Here is a 14,040-nt window from a genome sequence, read left to right on the forward strand (position 1 = left end):
ACGGCGAAAAATCGGCAGATATCTCGCCCTGCGTGCACGTTCGACGCGGGATTTAGCTTTCGATCGTGTGGCCCATCGGCATCAGCACGCTCTTCTGCTGGGTGAAGTGCTCGACGCCCTCGGGTCCGTTCTCGCGGCCGATGCCGGAGTTCTTGTAGCCGCCGAACGGGCAGCACGGGTCGAACGCGTACCAGTTGATCGCGTACGTCCCGGTGCGGATCTTCTCCGAGACCTCGATGCCCCGCTGCACGTCGGCGGTCCACACGCTGCCGGCCAGCCCGTACACCGAGTCGTTGGCGATCTTGATCGCATCCTCCTCGGTGTCGTAGGGGATGATCGAGAGCACCGGCCCGAAGATCTCCTCCTGGGCGATCGTCATCTTGTTGTCGACGTCGGCGAACACCGTCGGCTGCACGAAGAAGCCGCCGTCGAGGCCCTCGGGACGGCCGCCGCCGCACACCAGCCGCGCACCCTCCTCGATGCCCTTGGCGATGTAGCCCTCCACCCGGGCCCGCTGCTTCTCCGAGATCAGCGAACCGATCTGGGCGGCCGGGTCCGACGGCAGGCCCACCGGCAGCGCCTGCACGAAAGTGCTTACCGCGTCCACGATTTCGTCGTACCGCGAGCGCGGAGCCAGGATGCGGGTCTGGGCCACGCAGGCCTGCCCGGTGTTCATGATCCCGGAGAACACCAGCATCGGGATCGCCGAAGGCAGGTCGACGTCGTCGAGGACGATGGCCGCCGACTTCCCGCCCAGCTCCAGGGTGCACGGCTTGAGCATGTCGGCGGCGCGACGGCCGATCTCCTTGCCCACCGCCGAGCTGCCGGTGAAGGAGAAGATGTCGACGTCCGGGTTGGAGGTCAGCGCCTGCCCGGTCTCGATCCCGCCGGGCACCACCGACAGCACGCCATCGGGCAGCCCCGCCTCGGCGAAGGCCTCCGCCAAAGCGTTTGCGCTCAGCGGTGTTTCGGCCGCCGGCTTGAGCACCACCGTGCAGCCGGCCAGCAGCGCCGGGCCCAGCTTGTTGACCGCCAAAAACAGCGGCACGTTCCAGGCCACGATCGCGCCCACCACACCGATCGGCTCGCGGTGGACGATGCTCTGCCCGTAGCCGCCGGTGCGGACCTCTTTCCACTTGACCTGGTCGACGGCCGGGCCGGCGAAGAAGTTCAGCGCCCCGATCGAGCTCATCCAGTGCATCGTTTCGACGGTCGTCGGCGGCTGGCCGGTCTCGGCCGCGAGCAGCTGGGTGAACAGGTCCTTGCGCTCCTCCATCACCTTGAGCGCGTTGGCGATGACGGCGGCGCGCTCCTTCGGCGGCGTGGTCGGCCACGGGCCGTTGTCGAAGGCCGCGCGGGCCGCGGCGACGGCGGCGTCGACGTCGGCCGCGGCGGCCAGCGGCACCTTGCCGACGTAGTCACCGGTGGCCGGACAGGTCACCTCGATCACCTCGGAGGTCGACGGTTCCGTCCACTTGCCGCCGATGAAAAGCTTGTCGTATTCGGTCTTAGCGTCTGTCATCTTCCGCCACTCCTCCTGCTTGTTCAGATCGCACTGCCCTGTCATCGTCGTCGGCGGGCATGCGCGCCACCCTACCCAAGCCAGGGCAAAACGAGAACACGTTTCACTCTTGGGGTTGCAGGACCAGCACCAGATTGCTCACCAGGAACTCGCGCAGCACCGGCACGCCCGTCAGCCACCACGCCCATCGCGGGTGGTAGCGGGGAAATGCGGCCAGCGCGGCGCCGGTGTTCGCGGCCCACGTCAGGCCGTCGGCCGCCGACACCTCGAACAACGACGACCCGTAGTTGTTTTTGGCGGGATGGCCGTGCTTGCGCGCGTAGCGCGCCGCGGCGCGCTCGCCCCCCAGGTAGTGGGTCAGGCCCATCTCGTGTCCGCCGAACGGGCCCAGCCAGACCGTGTAGGACAGCACGGCCAGCCCGCCGGGCCGGGTCACTCGCAGCATCTCGGCGCCGAGTTGCCAGGGCCGCGGCACGTGTTCGGCGACGTTGGACGACAGGCAGATGTCCACCGAATCGTCGGCGAACGGCAGCGCCATGCCCGACGCGCGCACGAAGGTTCCCCCGGCCGCCGCGTCGGCGGGTCCGGCCGCGTGCATCTCGCCCGGGTCGGGCTCGACGCCGACGTAGTCGAGTCCGGCGCGGGCGAAGGCCGTCGCGAAGAAGCCCGGCCCGCCGCCGACGTCGAGCAGCGTGCGGCCGGCGGGGGAGTCCGCGTGGGCGGCGCGCCACAGGTCGCTCACCATCGCCACGGTGTCGGCGGCCAGCGCGCCGTAGAAGCGGGCGGGATCGGTCTGCTCGTAGCGAAACTCCGACAGCAACCGCACCGAGCGGGCCAGCGTCGCCCGGCGAGCGAAGAGGTCGGTCACGGCCACCGGCCAACCCTACGGCCGGGCGCGCAACCGGGCGCGCACATAGTGTGGCGGCAAAGAGGGTACGGAAGCGACGAAGACCCAGACGACGGCTCCGACGAAGGTGGCTCAGGCAGCGAAATGGATGTTCCCGATTGGGTGTGGGCCCTGACCGTCTTGGCCATCGTCGGGCTGTTGGCCTTCGACTTCTTCTTCCATGTCCGCAAGGCGCACGCCCCGACGCTGCGGGAGGCCGCGCTGTGGTCGATGGCCTACGTCGGCATCGCGCTGCTGTTCGGCGTCGGCCTGCTCGCGTTCGGAGGCCACGAGGAGGGCCCGGAATACTTCGCCGGGTACGTCACCGAGAAGGCGCTCTCGGTCGACAACCTGTTCGTCTTCTTGATGATCATGGCCAGCTTCCGGGTGCCGCGCGAGGATCAGCAGAAGGTGCTGCTGTTCGGGATCGTCTTCTCGCTGATCGCGCGGACCGGCTTCATCTTTCTGGGCGCCACGCTGATCAACACGTTCGCATGGGTCTTCTACCTGTTCGGGCTGATCCTGCTGCTCGCCGCCGGCGGCGTGCTGCGGCCCGACGAGCGCGAGGAATCCCACAAGGCCGACAACGTCGTCATCCGGATCGCGAAGAAGGTCCTGCACACCACCGAGCACTATGACGACGACAGGTTGTTCACGATGGTGGATGGCCGGCGCGCGATGACGCCGATGCTGCTGGTCATGGTGGCCATCGGTGGAACGGACATCTTCTTCGCGCTCGACTCGATCCCGGCGATCTTCGGCCTCACCCAGAACGTCTACATCGTGTTCACCGCGACGGCCTTCTCGCTGCTGGGCCTGCGCCAGCTGTACTTCCTCATCGAGGGCCTGCTGGACCGGCTGGTCTACCTCTCGTACGGCCTCGGGGCGATTCTGGGCTTCATCGGCGTCAAGCTGATCCTGCATGCGCTGCACGAGAACAACGTCCCCTTCATCAACGACGGCGAGCCGGTCTCGCTGGTCGAGATCAGCACCTACCTGTCGCTGGCCGTGATCGTCGGCGTTCTGGTCGTCACCGTCGTCGCCTCGTTGCTGAGCCCCATGGGCAAGGCCCGGACGGCCATCGCCGGCGCCCGGCGGCACGCGACGGCCTATCTCGACTCCGAATACACCCACGACGCGGGCGAACGCGAGCGCATCTTCCGCAAGCTGCTGGACGAGCGCGACCAGATCCTCGCGCTCGGTCCCAAGTACCGCCAGCTGGTCCGCGACGAGCCGGCGCTGATCGACCTGTTCGACCGCGCGGCCGCCAAGCACGACGAAGCCGTCGGCCGCGGCGAGGCCGAGCCGTTCGTCAGGATGGGCCTGACCTCCTGAGAAGCCGGCCGCCGGCGCGCGCTGTGTAGTGTTGCGCTCTAGTGTTCGATTCCCTGCTTGATGCGCTCGGCAACTCGTGGTGGGCGTATCCGCTGATCCTGGCCTCGTGCACTTTCGACGCCATCCTCCCCCTGTTGCCGAGCGAGACGGCGCTGCTGACCGGCGGCATCCTTGCGGCCAACGGTTCGATGCTGCTGGGCTGGGTGATCGTCATGGCGGCCATCGGCGCGTTCGTCGGCGACAACCTCGCGTACGCGATCGGCCACTCGGCCGACGACTTCGCCCGCCGCTGGATCACCCGCGGCGAGAAGGGACAGCGCAGCCTGGACTGGGCCCACCGGGAACTGGAGCGGCACGGGGGCCCGCTGGTGATCGTGGCCCGGTTCCTGCCCGGGGGCCGCACGGCCACCACCATCGCCTGCGGCGTGCTGGACTTCCCCTATCGCCAGTTCGTGGTGTTCGACGCGATCGGCGCCGTGGTGTGGGCGACGCTCAACACCCTGATCGGCTACATCGGCGGCAACGCGTTCGCCGATAACACGGTCGCGGCGTTCGCGGTGGCGTTCGGGACGGCGCTGGCGCTGGCCGGGATCATCGAACTGATCCGGTGGGTGCGCCGTCGCGCCCGGCAGGAAGGGCGGGTGCGGCGCTAGCGGTCCCGCATGGCGCGCCGACCGATTCCCATTAGGCTGACCGGTGATGTCTGCTCTGCGCTCGGTCCTGCTGCTGTGCTGGCGCGATACCGGGCACCCGCAGGGCGGCGGCAGCGAAGCCTATCTGCAGCGCATCGGTGCGCAGCTGGCCGCCTCGGGGATCGACGTCACGCTGCGCACCGCCCGCTATCCCGGCGCGGCGCGCCGCGAAGTCGTCGACGGCGTGCGGATCGACCGCGCCGGTGGCCGGTACTCGGTGTACGTCTGGGCGTTGCTGGCGATGGCGGCGGCCCGGCTCGGGGTGGGCCCGCTGCGCAAGGTGCGGCCCGACGTGGTCGTCGACACCCAGAACGGGTTGCCCTTTCTGGCGCGGCTGGTCTACGGCCGCCGCGTGGTGGTGCTGGTGCATCACTGCCACCGCCAGCAGTGGCCGGTGGCCGGCCCGGTGCTCGGCCGGCTCGGCTGGTTCGTCGAGTCGACGCTGTCGCCCCGGGTGAACCGGCGCAACCAGTACGTGACGGTGTCGCTGCCGTCCGCGCGGGACCTGGTCACCCTGGGCGTCAATGGCGCGCAGATCGCGGTGGTGCGCAACGGCCTGGATCTGGCGCCGGCGCAATCGTTGTCGGGCCCGCGCGCGGCCGCGCCGCGCGTGGTCGTGTTGTCGCGGCTGGTGCCCCACAAGCAGATCGAGGACGCGCTCGAAGCGGTCGCGGCGCTGCTGCCGCGGACGCCGGGCCTGCATCTCGACATCGTCGGGGACGGCTGGTGGCGCGAGCGGCTCGTCGAGCACGCGCGACGGCTCGGCATCTGCGCCGCGGTGACGTTCCACGGTCACGTCGACGACGTGACGAAACACCATGTGCTGCAAGCGGCTTGGGTGCACGTGCTGCCCTCGCGCAAGGAGGGCTGGGGGCTGGCGGTCATCGAGGCGGCCCAGCACTCGGTGCCGACCATCGGCTACCGGTCCTCGGGCGGCCTGTCGGACTCTATCGTCGACGAGGTGACCGGGATCTTGGTGGACACCCACGCCGAGCTGGTGGACCGTCTCGAGGAACTGCTCGCCGATCCGGTGCTGCGCGACCAACTCGGCGCCAAGGCGCACACCCGCAGCGGCGAGTTCTCCTGGGCGCAAAGCGCCGACGCGATGCGCGGCGTGCTGGACGCGGTGCACTGCGGCCGCACGGTGCACGGACTAGTCACCGGGCGGGGCTGACCGAGGCGCGGCGCCGCCACGCGCCGATTCCCGCGCCGGCGCCGCCCGCGACCAACAACGCCAGCCACGCCGCATGGGCGATCACCGTCGCCGCCCGGCGATCGGCCGACACCCCGGCGCTTTGCCCGCCGACCCGGTAGAGCGCGATCGCGTCGTCCCGGTAGACCGGCGCCAGCGCGCCCAGGGTGCGGGCGGCCGCCCCCATGTCGCCGGCGCTGTCCGATTCCACCACCAGCCATCCCACGCCCGCCGCCGCCAGCGCCGACGGATCGGGCCCGGCCAGAAGCAGCCGCTGCACTTCGCGGGCGTGCGCGCCCTCGCCTGCGATGGTGGACCCCGAGATCACCAGGTCGCCGCTGCTCAGCACCTCGGCGCGCACCCAGCGCGGCAGCGGGTCCAGCACCGGCGCGGCGCCCGACCAAAAGAAGAGCCGCATCGTCCCGGCCGGCAATACCGCCACCGCGGCCGGCCGTGCGTTGATCGCCGCGGCGACGGCGGTCCAGCCGTGCGGGTAGTGCACCGGCGACACCTTGCCCCACACCCCCCAGGCCAGGTCGGGCAGCGCCAGGAGCAGCGCCAGGCAGCAGACGAGCGCCGCCGCAACGTCCGCAGGCGGCGGCGTCCACCGTCGCAACGTCACCACCGCGCCGGCGCCCGCCACCGTGTAGCCGGGCACGGCGAGCGCCACCCACTTCTGCCCGTCGCGCAGCACGCCGAATCCCGGCACGGCGTCGACCACCGCGCCCAGCAGGTGCAGGCCCGGCCCGGTGGCCAGCGCCGCGGGAACCAGCACCGACACCGCGGCCAGCACCAGCAGCGGAACCGCCACCGACCGGCGGGCGACCGCCGGCAGGCCCGCCGCCACGATCCCGAGCAGCACCACGGCCGAGGACACCGCGAAAAGCGTGGCGCGCGAAGCGGGTACGGCGTCGCCGTTCCAGATTCCGCCGAGGCTGGCCAGGCTGGCGAGCGTGCCCAGGCCGGGCTCGGCGCGCGGCGCGAACGCCTCGACCCCCAGCCGGTTCGCCGCGGTGTGGGCGGTCAGCGAAGCGCCCAGCGCCGACGCGACCAACCACGGCAGCGCGGCCACCAGCGCGACGCCCAGCGCCGCCGCGGCGCACCACCGGCGCGGCCAGGGCCCGGCCGTGCCGTCACCCGGGGCGGCCACGCAGACCAGCGCCACCGTCGCGGCCAACAGCAGCCCGGTCGGGGTCAGACCGGCCAGCGCGATCCAGAAGGCCAGCCCGAACAGCGAGCCGGATCCCGCGCGCAACGTCAGCATGGCCGTCGCCACCCAGGGCAGGCAGCCGTAGCCGACCAGCAGGCTCCAATGGCCCTGCAGAAGTCGTTCGGCGACATAGGGATTCCAGATCGCCAGCGTGATCGCGACGAACTGCCCGGGCGCGCCCGCAGGCGGCAGGGCCACCTCGACGAGCCGGGCCGCGCCCCAGCCCGCCAGCCACAACCCCACCACGAGCAGCGCTTTGACCACGATGCCGCCGTCGACCACATGCGAGGCGAGCGCCACCGCGAAATCCTGGGGGGTGGCGCGCGGCGCCGAGGTCAACCCCAGGGCGGTGTCGGACAGGTATGACCGCGGCGTCGAGACGGCGTCACGCAGCAGCAGGTACCCCGGGGCCAGCAGCGGCCCGACCACCAGCAGCGCCAGGACCAGTGCGTACCCGGGTCGGGTCCAGCGCACGGCTACCGCATCCGGGCCGGGCTATTCGCGGTCGTGCGGGCCGGGCGGGTTGGACTCGGTGGGGCCCGCCTCGGTGGGCTCGTCCGGGCCGGACGGTCCGGGGGCCCCAGGCGAGCCGGCCGAGCCGGGCGGATCCCCACCGGACTCCTGGCGCAGATCGGGACGCTGGGTGGGCAGCTTCTCCGTCTCGGCCTCGGCCCCGGGCACCGGCTCCTCGAGGCCGCTGCGGCCGAAGAAGTCCTGATCGCCGCGATCCAGGCCGGGGTCGGTCAGCGCGCTCTCGCTGCGCAGGCTGAACGAGGCGAGCAGCCCCCCGCCGACCAGCGCGATCAGCCCGACCGCGGTGAACGTGATGGGCAGCACCCGCGACCACAGCGCCAGCCGGTCGCGCTCGTCGCGGGCGGCGTTGACCTGGGATTCGACGGTGTCCTCGTTCGAGGTGACCTTGTAGTCGGCCAGCGTGAGCTCCGGCTTGAGCGGGTCCCGGGCGAAGTAGTGGTCGGCGTGCACGGTCTGCTTGACGATGGTGCCCGACACCGGGTCCACCCAGAACGTGCGCTGCGCCGCGTAGTAGCGGGTCATGGTGATCTGTTCGTTCGGATCGCCGCCCTGGACGCCCCACATCGACGCCGACGTGGTCTGCTTGGCGTCCTCGTTGCCGGCCAGCAGCGACGGGTACGCCACCGGGGCCACCAGCTTGCCGTCGGCGTTGTAGCCGACGTTCTGGGTGAACTTGTAGGTGGTCAGCCCGTTGACGTCTTCCTCGGTGTCGTAGTTGACGTCGAACGGCTTCTGGGCGATCGGATCGAAGTAGGGATAGGTCTTCTTCTCGGTGTGGAACGGAAACCGGTACGACAGCCCGTCGTGCCGCAGGGGCATCGCCGTGGGCGGGTTCTCGTCGTTCACGGCGCGCGGCTTCTGGACCGAGCCGCCGGTGTGGGTGTCGTCGGAGACGGCCAGCGCGGTCTTGCGGTTGAGCGTGACGGTGTCGACGATTGCCAGCAGCAGCCCGCTGTCCTTCTGCTTGTCCGTGCGCCGCAACGAACTTCCGACCTGCAGGGTGACCACGTCGGCGTTGGCGGGCGACTCGACGCTGATCTGCTGCTGGGAGACCAGCGGCACGTTCTGGTTGACGACGACGTGGTCGGTGGACAACGACGCGGAGTCCAGCGCCGTCCCGGTGCCGTCGCCGACCAGCGTGGCGTCGAGGTCCAGGGGGACCTTGGTGATCCTGCTGGTGGTGTACGTCGACAACAGCAGCGCGGCGATCAGCAGGGCGGCTCCGAGTCCGATGATCCCGCATGCGGCGAACCGCAACATGACTGCTCGGTTCACGTCGCTGTGCCCTCCTCATGTCCTTGCATTTCTCAGCCGCGACCCGACCCGAGCGAGCAGCCCGGGGCAAACTCGTTTGACCCTAACAGCAGAAAGTAAGGCGGCGGCTTACGAACCTGATGCTCGCGCGGGCGGGTCCTTCGGGTGTACCCATTCGCCGGGCAACCCAGCACGGGCACACTGTGGTGGTGAGCGACGACCAGCGGGTGGGCGGGGTGCGCAGCTTCCTGCCGGCGGTGGAAGGGATGCGCGCCTGCGCGGCGATGGGCGTGGTGGTCACCCACGTCGCCTTCCAGACCGGGCACTCCAGCGGCGCCTCCGGCCGGCTGTTCGGCCGGTTCGACCTCGCCGTCGCGGTGTTCTTCGCGCTGTCGGGTTTCTTGCTGTGGCGCGGACACGCCGGGGCGGCAAGGGATCTGGGACCCCGCCCCCGCACCGGCCACTACCTGCGGTCCAGGGTCGTGCGCATCATGCCCGCTTACCTGGTGGCGGTCGTGGTGATCCTGACGCTGCTGCCCGACGCCGACCACGCCAGCCCGACGGTGTGGCTGGCCAACCTGACGCTCACCCAGATCTATGTGCCGCTCACGCTGACCGGCGGGCTGACCCAGATGTGGAGCCTGTCCGTCGAGGTCAGCTTCTATCTGGCGCTGCCGGTGCTCGCGCTGCTGGCCCGCCGGCTCCCGGTGCGCGCGCGGGTGCCAGCGATCGCCGCGCTGGGGGCGCTGAGCTGGGCGTGGGGCTGGGTGCCGGGCCACGCGGCCGAGGGCGTCAACCCGCTCAACTGGCCGCCGGCGTTCTTCTCCTGGTTCGCCGCCGGCATGCTGCTGGCCGAGTGGGTCCACAGCGGCGTCGGGTTCCCGCACCGCATCGCGCGTCACCGCCTGGTGATGGCCGTCGTCGCGGCGGCGGCCTACCTGGTCGCGGCCTCGCCGCTGGCCGGGCCGGAGGGTCTGGTGCCCGGCAAGCCCGCGCAGTTCGCGGTGAAGACCGCGATGGGCGCGCTGGTGGCCTTCGCGTTGGTCGCGCCGCTGGTGCTGGACCGGCCGGACACGCCGCACCGGCTCTTGGGGACCACCGCCATGGTCACCCTGGGCCGCTGGTCCTACGGCCTGTTCATCTGGCACCTGGCCGCGCTGGCCATGGTGTTTCCGGTCGTCGGGACGTTTCCGTTCACCGGCAACATGCCGACGGTGTTGGTGCTGACCCTGGTCTTCGGGTTCGCGATCGCCGCCGTCAGCTACGCGCTGGTGGAGTCGCCCTGCCGAGAAGCCTTGCGGCGCTGGGAGAAACGCGAGCGACCCGCAGATTCCGCGCAGGCCGTCGATGCGGAGGCGGACGCGATCGCGCCCTAGCCGCTGCGGTCCGTCTATCGTTTCCAGCGCGTCAGCGCCAACCGAAGGGCAGGTTCACCGGCGCTGACAGGCTGATACGTTCGTCGGGGTGCGCACGAGATTCGACTTCGACTTGACAACGGCATCGCCTCATGGGGTCGTCGAACTCATGACCGATTTCTCGCCCAACCGACCGCACCGCTGGCCGGCATTGTCGGCCAAGGCGTTCGAGGTGTATCACGTCGGCGCGACCGAGGCCGATGTCCGCGAGGGCCAAGACTTTCCGGTGTCCACCTAGACGTCTGCTGGTGCTATTGGCATGACATACCGCTAGCTGGGCACGGCTTCGATGACGCAGAGCGGCCCTGCCGTCTGCACCACGCGCTGCAGCCGGAAGCCGCCCTGCCGGAGTAGGTCGGTCCACTGCGTGAGGCTGCGTTCCAGTGCGCCCGCCATTACCAGCATCTCCATATCGGCGTAGTGGCCGAGGAATTCGCGGTCGTGATCGGGGACGACCATCTCCAGCAGCAGCAGCGTCGCGCCCGGAGGGGCCGCGGCTTTGACGGTGCCCAGGATCGCGACGGCCTTGTCATCGGGCCAGTCGTGGATGACGTTCTTCATCACATAGGCGTCAGCGGCCGGCACGCTTTCGAAGAACGACCCGCCCGTCACGGTGACTCGGTCGGCGACACCGTGCCCGGTCAACACCGGTGGCGCCCCCTCGACCGCCTCGGGGAGGTCGAACAGCACGCCGCGGGCATCGGGGGCGGCGGCGAGAATCGACGAGAGTAGCCGGCCGTGGCCGCCACCGATGTCGGCGATGACACCGAATTGGGTGAAGTCGTAGGCCGCGACCACCGCCGCCTCCAGCACCGACGACGTGGAGGTCATGGCGCTGTTGAAGATCTCCGCGAACTCGGGGTCGTCGCGGAGATAGTCGAAGAAGTCCTTACCGAACACTTTCGGGGGGTTCGGCTCTCCGGTGCGCACCGCGTCGGCCAGCCGCGTCCAGTTCGCCCGGTGCTGCGGCGAACCGAAAAGCAGGGCGGCCCCACGCGTCGAGACCGGCGAATCGGTGCGCAAGGTGTCGGCCAGCGCGTTCAGTGCGAAACGGCCGTCGCGGCGCCTGCGAAACACGCCGCGGCTGATCAGCAACCGCATCAGCCGCGCCACGCTGTCCGGGTCGGCCCCGATGCGCCCCGCCAGTTCCTCCTTGGTCAGCGGGCCCGCGGCCAGCTCGTCGGCGATACCCAGCTGCGCGGATGCCGAGATGGCCTGCGACAGAAAGGCGCCGAAGATGATGTCGATGACCGCGATCGGCGGGGGAGCCAGGCGCAGGTATAGCCGCCCCACATGATGACGGACTCGTTCGACCGCGCGAGCCACCCGGGCGGGCGGCAGTTTCGGGGTCGATGACGGTGACTTAGGCGGCATCGTTCTCCATTACCCGGTGATGACAGGACTCGACAAGTATCACTTCTTGCTCTCGAGCGCCCCCCGCCGCCTCATATCGAGTGGCTTGCCGCCGATTTCGAAGGTGTCGGGTCAGCCGGCTTCCGCGGTCTGGAGCCGCTGCAGGATCCGGTCCCGCACCGCCGAGCGGCGGGCCTTGCCGGCGTCGTCACGCAACGGGGTGTTGACGAGTTCGATGAAGTCGGGGCTGGGTGGAACCTTGTACGCCGCCAGGTGTTCGCGCAGGAACGCCTGCACGCCAACGGAATCCAGGGTGGAGCCGTCGGCCGTGTGCACCAGGGCGTAGGGCACCTGGCCCAGGTCCCCGTGCGGAACTCCGACGACCAGACACGACAACACGTCCGGGTGCGCCGACAGCGCGTTCTCGATTTCGGCGGGGTAGACGTTGCGGCCGCCGACGGTGAACATGTCGACCCGCCGGTCCGACAGGTACAGGAAGCCGTCGTCGTCGAAATACCCGAGGTCGCCCAGCGAGTCCCAGCCGTCGCGGCTTTTCGCCGTGGCGCCGACGTAGCGGTAGGTGGGCGCGCTGTCTGGCCCGGGCCGCATGTAGATCTCGCCGACCACGCCGGGCGGGCACGGGTTGCCGTCGTCGTCGAGCACCTTCATCTCGCCGGCGACGACCACGCCCACCGAACCCCGGTGCGCCAGCCACTGGTCGCCGGAGATGAAGGTCAGCGCCTGTAATTCGGTGCCGCCGTAGAGTTCCCACACTTTCTCCGGGCCCAGCAGGTCGATCCAGGCCTGCTTGATGGCCGGCGGGCACGGCGCCCCCAGGTGCCAGAACCGTCGCAGCGACGACAGGTCGTACGAGGCGGGGTCGGCGTGATAGACCGGCAGCGTCCGCTGCATGATCGTCGGCACCGTCGTCAGGAACGTGACGCGATGATCGGTGATCAGCCGGAGGAACTGAACCGGATCGAACCGGCTCATCAGCACCAGGTGATGGCGCATCAGCAGGGCGATGGTGGCGGTGGTGAAGCCCGTGTTGTGGCTCAGCGGCACCGGCACCAGCGTGGTGTCGCCCTCCTGGGCGCCCAGCGGGTAGCCGATCAGCGGCGGTATCCGGCTGTCGCCGCCGGATTCGATCAGCTTGGGCCGCCCGGTGCTGCCGCCGGATCCCATCGCCTTCCACACCGGCGACACCGCCTCGGGCAGCGCGCCGTCCGGCAGCGCCGGATCGGGCACGAAACCCGCTGGCACGCAGGGGAATTCGACATGATCGCGCCCCACCAACAAGGCCGGTGGCCGCAATTCGAGCAGGCCCGCCAACTCCGCGTCGGGCAGCCGAGCCGACAGCGGCTGGGGCACCGCGCCCAGCTTCCAGCAGGCCACGGCGGCCTGGATCCACTCGATCGAGTTCGGCAGCACCATGGTCACGTAGTCGCCGACGCCCACGCCCCGCTCGGCGTAGGCCCGGGCCAACCTATTCGTCGAGCGGTCGAGCTCGGCCCGGGTCAGGGTCACCCCGTCACAGGTGACGGCGGGCTCGTCGGGGGCGAGTTGGGCTAGCTGCGAAATCTGGGTGCCGATCGGCGGGACCGGCTCACTCATAGCCACCCTGACGCTCGAAGATGCGGCGCGGATTGTCGACCAGCATGGTGTGCAGCTGCTCGTCGGTGACGCCGCGCTCCTTGAGCGCGGGGATGACGTCGTTGTGGATGTGCAGGTAATGCCAGTTCGGGGCCATCTGCGGCACCAGCTCTTCGGGGAGCGCGTCGAAGTAGCAGTTGGCGTCGTGGGAGAGCACCATCCTGTCGGCGTGCCCACGCTCGCACATCTCCGCCACGATCCGCACCCGCTCCTCGAACGGCGAGATCACGTCGAGGCCGAACCGATCCATGCCGAGGTAGGAGCCGGCGGAGATCAACTCCTCGAGGTAGCCGATGTCGGTGCTGTCGCCGGAATGGCCGATCACCACCCGGGTCAGGTCGACGCCCTCCTCCTCGAAGATGCGTTGCTGCTCGAGGCCGCGTCGCAGTCCGGCGTGGGTGTGCGTGGAGATCGGCACCCCGGTGCGTTTGTGCGCCTGGGCGACGGCGCGCAGCACCCGCTCGACGCCGGGGGTGATGCCGGGCTCGTCGGTGGCGCACTTGAGGATTCCGGCCTTGATGCCGGTGTCGGCGATGCCCTGCTCGATGTCGCGGACGAACATCTCGGTCATGATCTCCGGGCCGCCCAGCAATCCGCCGGGGCCCTCGTAGTGGAACCGGAACGGCACGTCGTTGTAGGTGTAAAGCCCGGTCGCCACAACGATATTCAGCTCGGTGGCCGCCGCGACGCGGGCGATCCGCGGGATGTACCGGCCCAAACCGATCACCGTGAGGTCGACGATGGTGTCCACGCCGCGGGCCTTGAGCTCGTTGAGCCTGTCGATGGCGTCGGCCACCCGCCGTTCTTCGTCGCCCCAGGCTTCGGGATAGTTCTCGGCGATCTCGGTGGTCATGATGAACACGTGCTCATGCATGAGCGTGACGCCGAGGTCGCTGGTATCAATCGGTCCACGTGCGGTATTCAGTCGCGACACGCATCCGATGCTAGAGCTCCGGCCGCCTGAATTCGACGGGTTCGAGGACCTTACCTCCGC

12 protein-coding genes are annotated in these 14,040 nt (G+C 70.0%); 5 read left to right on the forward strand and 7 right to left on the reverse strand.

Translation table 11 applies throughout. The features are described 5' to 3' along the window. Positions 1-52: 52 nt before the first annotated feature. Positions 53-1,522, reverse strand: a complete 1,470-nt coding sequence (locus tag QGN31_RS01445) for an aldehyde dehydrogenase (protein WP_008261845.1) — start codon at positions 1,520-1,522, stop codon at positions 53-55. A gap of 103 nt (positions 1,523-1,625) precedes the next feature. Then, on the reverse strand, positions 1,626-2,396 hold the full coding sequence (locus QGN31_RS01450) for a class I SAM-dependent methyltransferase (RefSeq protein ID WP_008261844.1): 771 nt from the start codon (positions 2,394-2,396) through the stop codon (positions 1,626-1,628). 117 nt (positions 2,397-2,513) lie between these two features. Between QGN31_RS01450 and QGN31_RS01455 the strand changes: the two genes are divergently transcribed. From QGN31_RS01455 to QGN31_RS01465, 3 genes are read left to right on the forward strand one after another with little or no spacing between them, the layout of a single operon-like run. Further along, positions 2,514-3,743: a TerC family protein gene (locus QGN31_RS01455; RefSeq protein WP_008261842.1), complete on the forward strand. Its 1,230-nt coding sequence runs from the start codon at positions 2,514-2,516 to the stop codon at positions 3,741-3,743. A gap of 41 nt (positions 3,744-3,784) precedes the next feature. Continuing rightward, the gene (locus QGN31_RS01460; RefSeq protein WP_008261841.1) at positions 3,785-4,396 is read left to right on the forward strand and encodes a DedA family protein; all 612 of its coding nucleotides are present in this window, start codon (positions 3,785-3,787) and stop codon (positions 4,394-4,396) included. 46 nt (positions 4,397-4,442) lie between these two features. Next, on the forward strand, positions 4,443-5,609 hold the full coding sequence (locus QGN31_RS01465) for a glycosyltransferase family 4 protein (protein ID WP_008261840.1): 1,167 nt from the start codon (positions 4,443-4,445) through the stop codon (positions 5,607-5,609). Here the strand turns inward: QGN31_RS01465 and QGN31_RS01470 are convergent. Both QGN31_RS01470 and QGN31_RS01475 read right to left on the reverse strand, forming a co-directional pair. Continuing rightward, a complete protein-coding gene (locus QGN31_RS01470; protein WP_014943089.1) occupies positions 5,593-7,311 on the reverse strand; it encodes a hypothetical protein in 1,719 nt (572 codons plus the stop codon). The two genes, QGN31_RS01465 and QGN31_RS01470, sit on opposite strands and share 17 nt — an antisense overlap. Before the next feature lie 21 nt (positions 7,312-7,332). Next, complete coding sequence (locus tag QGN31_RS01475) at positions 7,333-8,646, reverse strand: porin PorA family protein (protein ID WP_158020471.1); 1,314 nt, start codon at positions 8,644-8,646, stop codon at positions 7,333-7,335. 119 nt (positions 8,647-8,765) lie between these two features. On the opposite strand from QGN31_RS01475, the gene QGN31_RS01480 reads away from it, so the two are divergent. Further along, positions 8,766-10,001 (forward strand): acyltransferase family protein, encoded by a 1,236-nt coding sequence (locus tag QGN31_RS01480; RefSeq protein WP_085977587.1) that lies wholly within the window; start codon positions 8,766-8,768, stop codon positions 9,999-10,001. A 148-nt stretch (positions 10,002-10,149) separates the two neighbouring features. Then, positions 10,150-10,278: a hypothetical protein gene (locus QGN31_RS01485; RefSeq protein WP_009957638.1), complete on the forward strand. Its 129-nt coding sequence runs from the start codon at positions 10,150-10,152 to the stop codon at positions 10,276-10,278. A gap of 32 nt (positions 10,279-10,310) precedes the next feature. On the opposite strand, the gene QGN31_RS01490 is transcribed toward QGN31_RS01485, so the two are convergent. From QGN31_RS01490 to QGN31_RS01500, 3 genes are all read right to left on the reverse strand, one after another. Beyond that, complete coding sequence (locus tag QGN31_RS01490; protein ID WP_014381408.1) at positions 10,311-11,333, reverse strand: methyltransferase; 1,023 nt, start codon at positions 11,331-11,333, stop codon at positions 10,311-10,313. A 192-nt stretch (positions 11,334-11,525) separates the two neighbouring features. Beyond that, on the reverse strand, positions 11,526-13,007 hold the full coding sequence (locus QGN31_RS01495) for an AMP-binding protein (protein ID WP_009957639.1): 1,482 nt from the start codon (positions 13,005-13,007) through the stop codon (positions 11,526-11,528). Further along, positions 13,000-13,980, reverse strand: coding sequence for a phosphotriesterase (locus tag QGN31_RS01500; RefSeq protein ID WP_009957640.1), 981 nt, complete (start codon positions 13,978-13,980; stop codon positions 13,000-13,002). Before QGN31_RS01500 ends, QGN31_RS01495 begins: the two co-directional genes overlap by 8 nt. Positions 13,981-14,040 lie beyond the last annotated feature (60 nt).

The sequence above is a fragment of the Mycobacterium sp. 2-64 genome, from assembly GCF_035918375.1.
Lineage (GTDB): Bacteria > Actinomycetota > Actinomycetes > Mycobacteriales > Mycobacteriaceae > Mycobacterium > Mycobacterium intracellulare.

Bases quoted from the DNA above. Each gene is read 5' to 3' on its own strand.
- QGN31_RS01445 (WP_008261845.1), bottom strand. From the start codon at position 1,522: ATGACAGACGCTAAGACCGAATACGACAAGCTTTTCATCGGCGGCAAG.
- QGN31_RS01455 (WP_008261842.1), top strand. From the start codon at position 2,514: ATGGATGTTCCCGATTGGGTGTGGGCCCTGACCGTCTTGGCCATCGTC.
- QGN31_RS01465 (WP_008261840.1), top strand. From the start codon at position 4,443: ATGTCTGCTCTGCGCTCGGTCCTGCTGCTGTGCTGGCGCGATACCGGG.
- QGN31_RS01480 (WP_085977587.1), top strand. From the start codon at position 8,766: ATGCTCGCGCGGGCGGGTCCTTCGGGTGTACCCATTCGCCGGGCAACC.
- QGN31_RS01485 (WP_009957638.1), top strand. From the start codon at position 10,150: ATGACCGATTTCTCGCCCAACCGACCGCACCGCTGGCCGGCATTGTCG.
- QGN31_RS01495 (WP_009957639.1), bottom strand. From the start codon at position 13,007: ATGAGTGAGCCGGTCCCGCCGATCGGCACCCAGATTTCGCAGCTAGCC.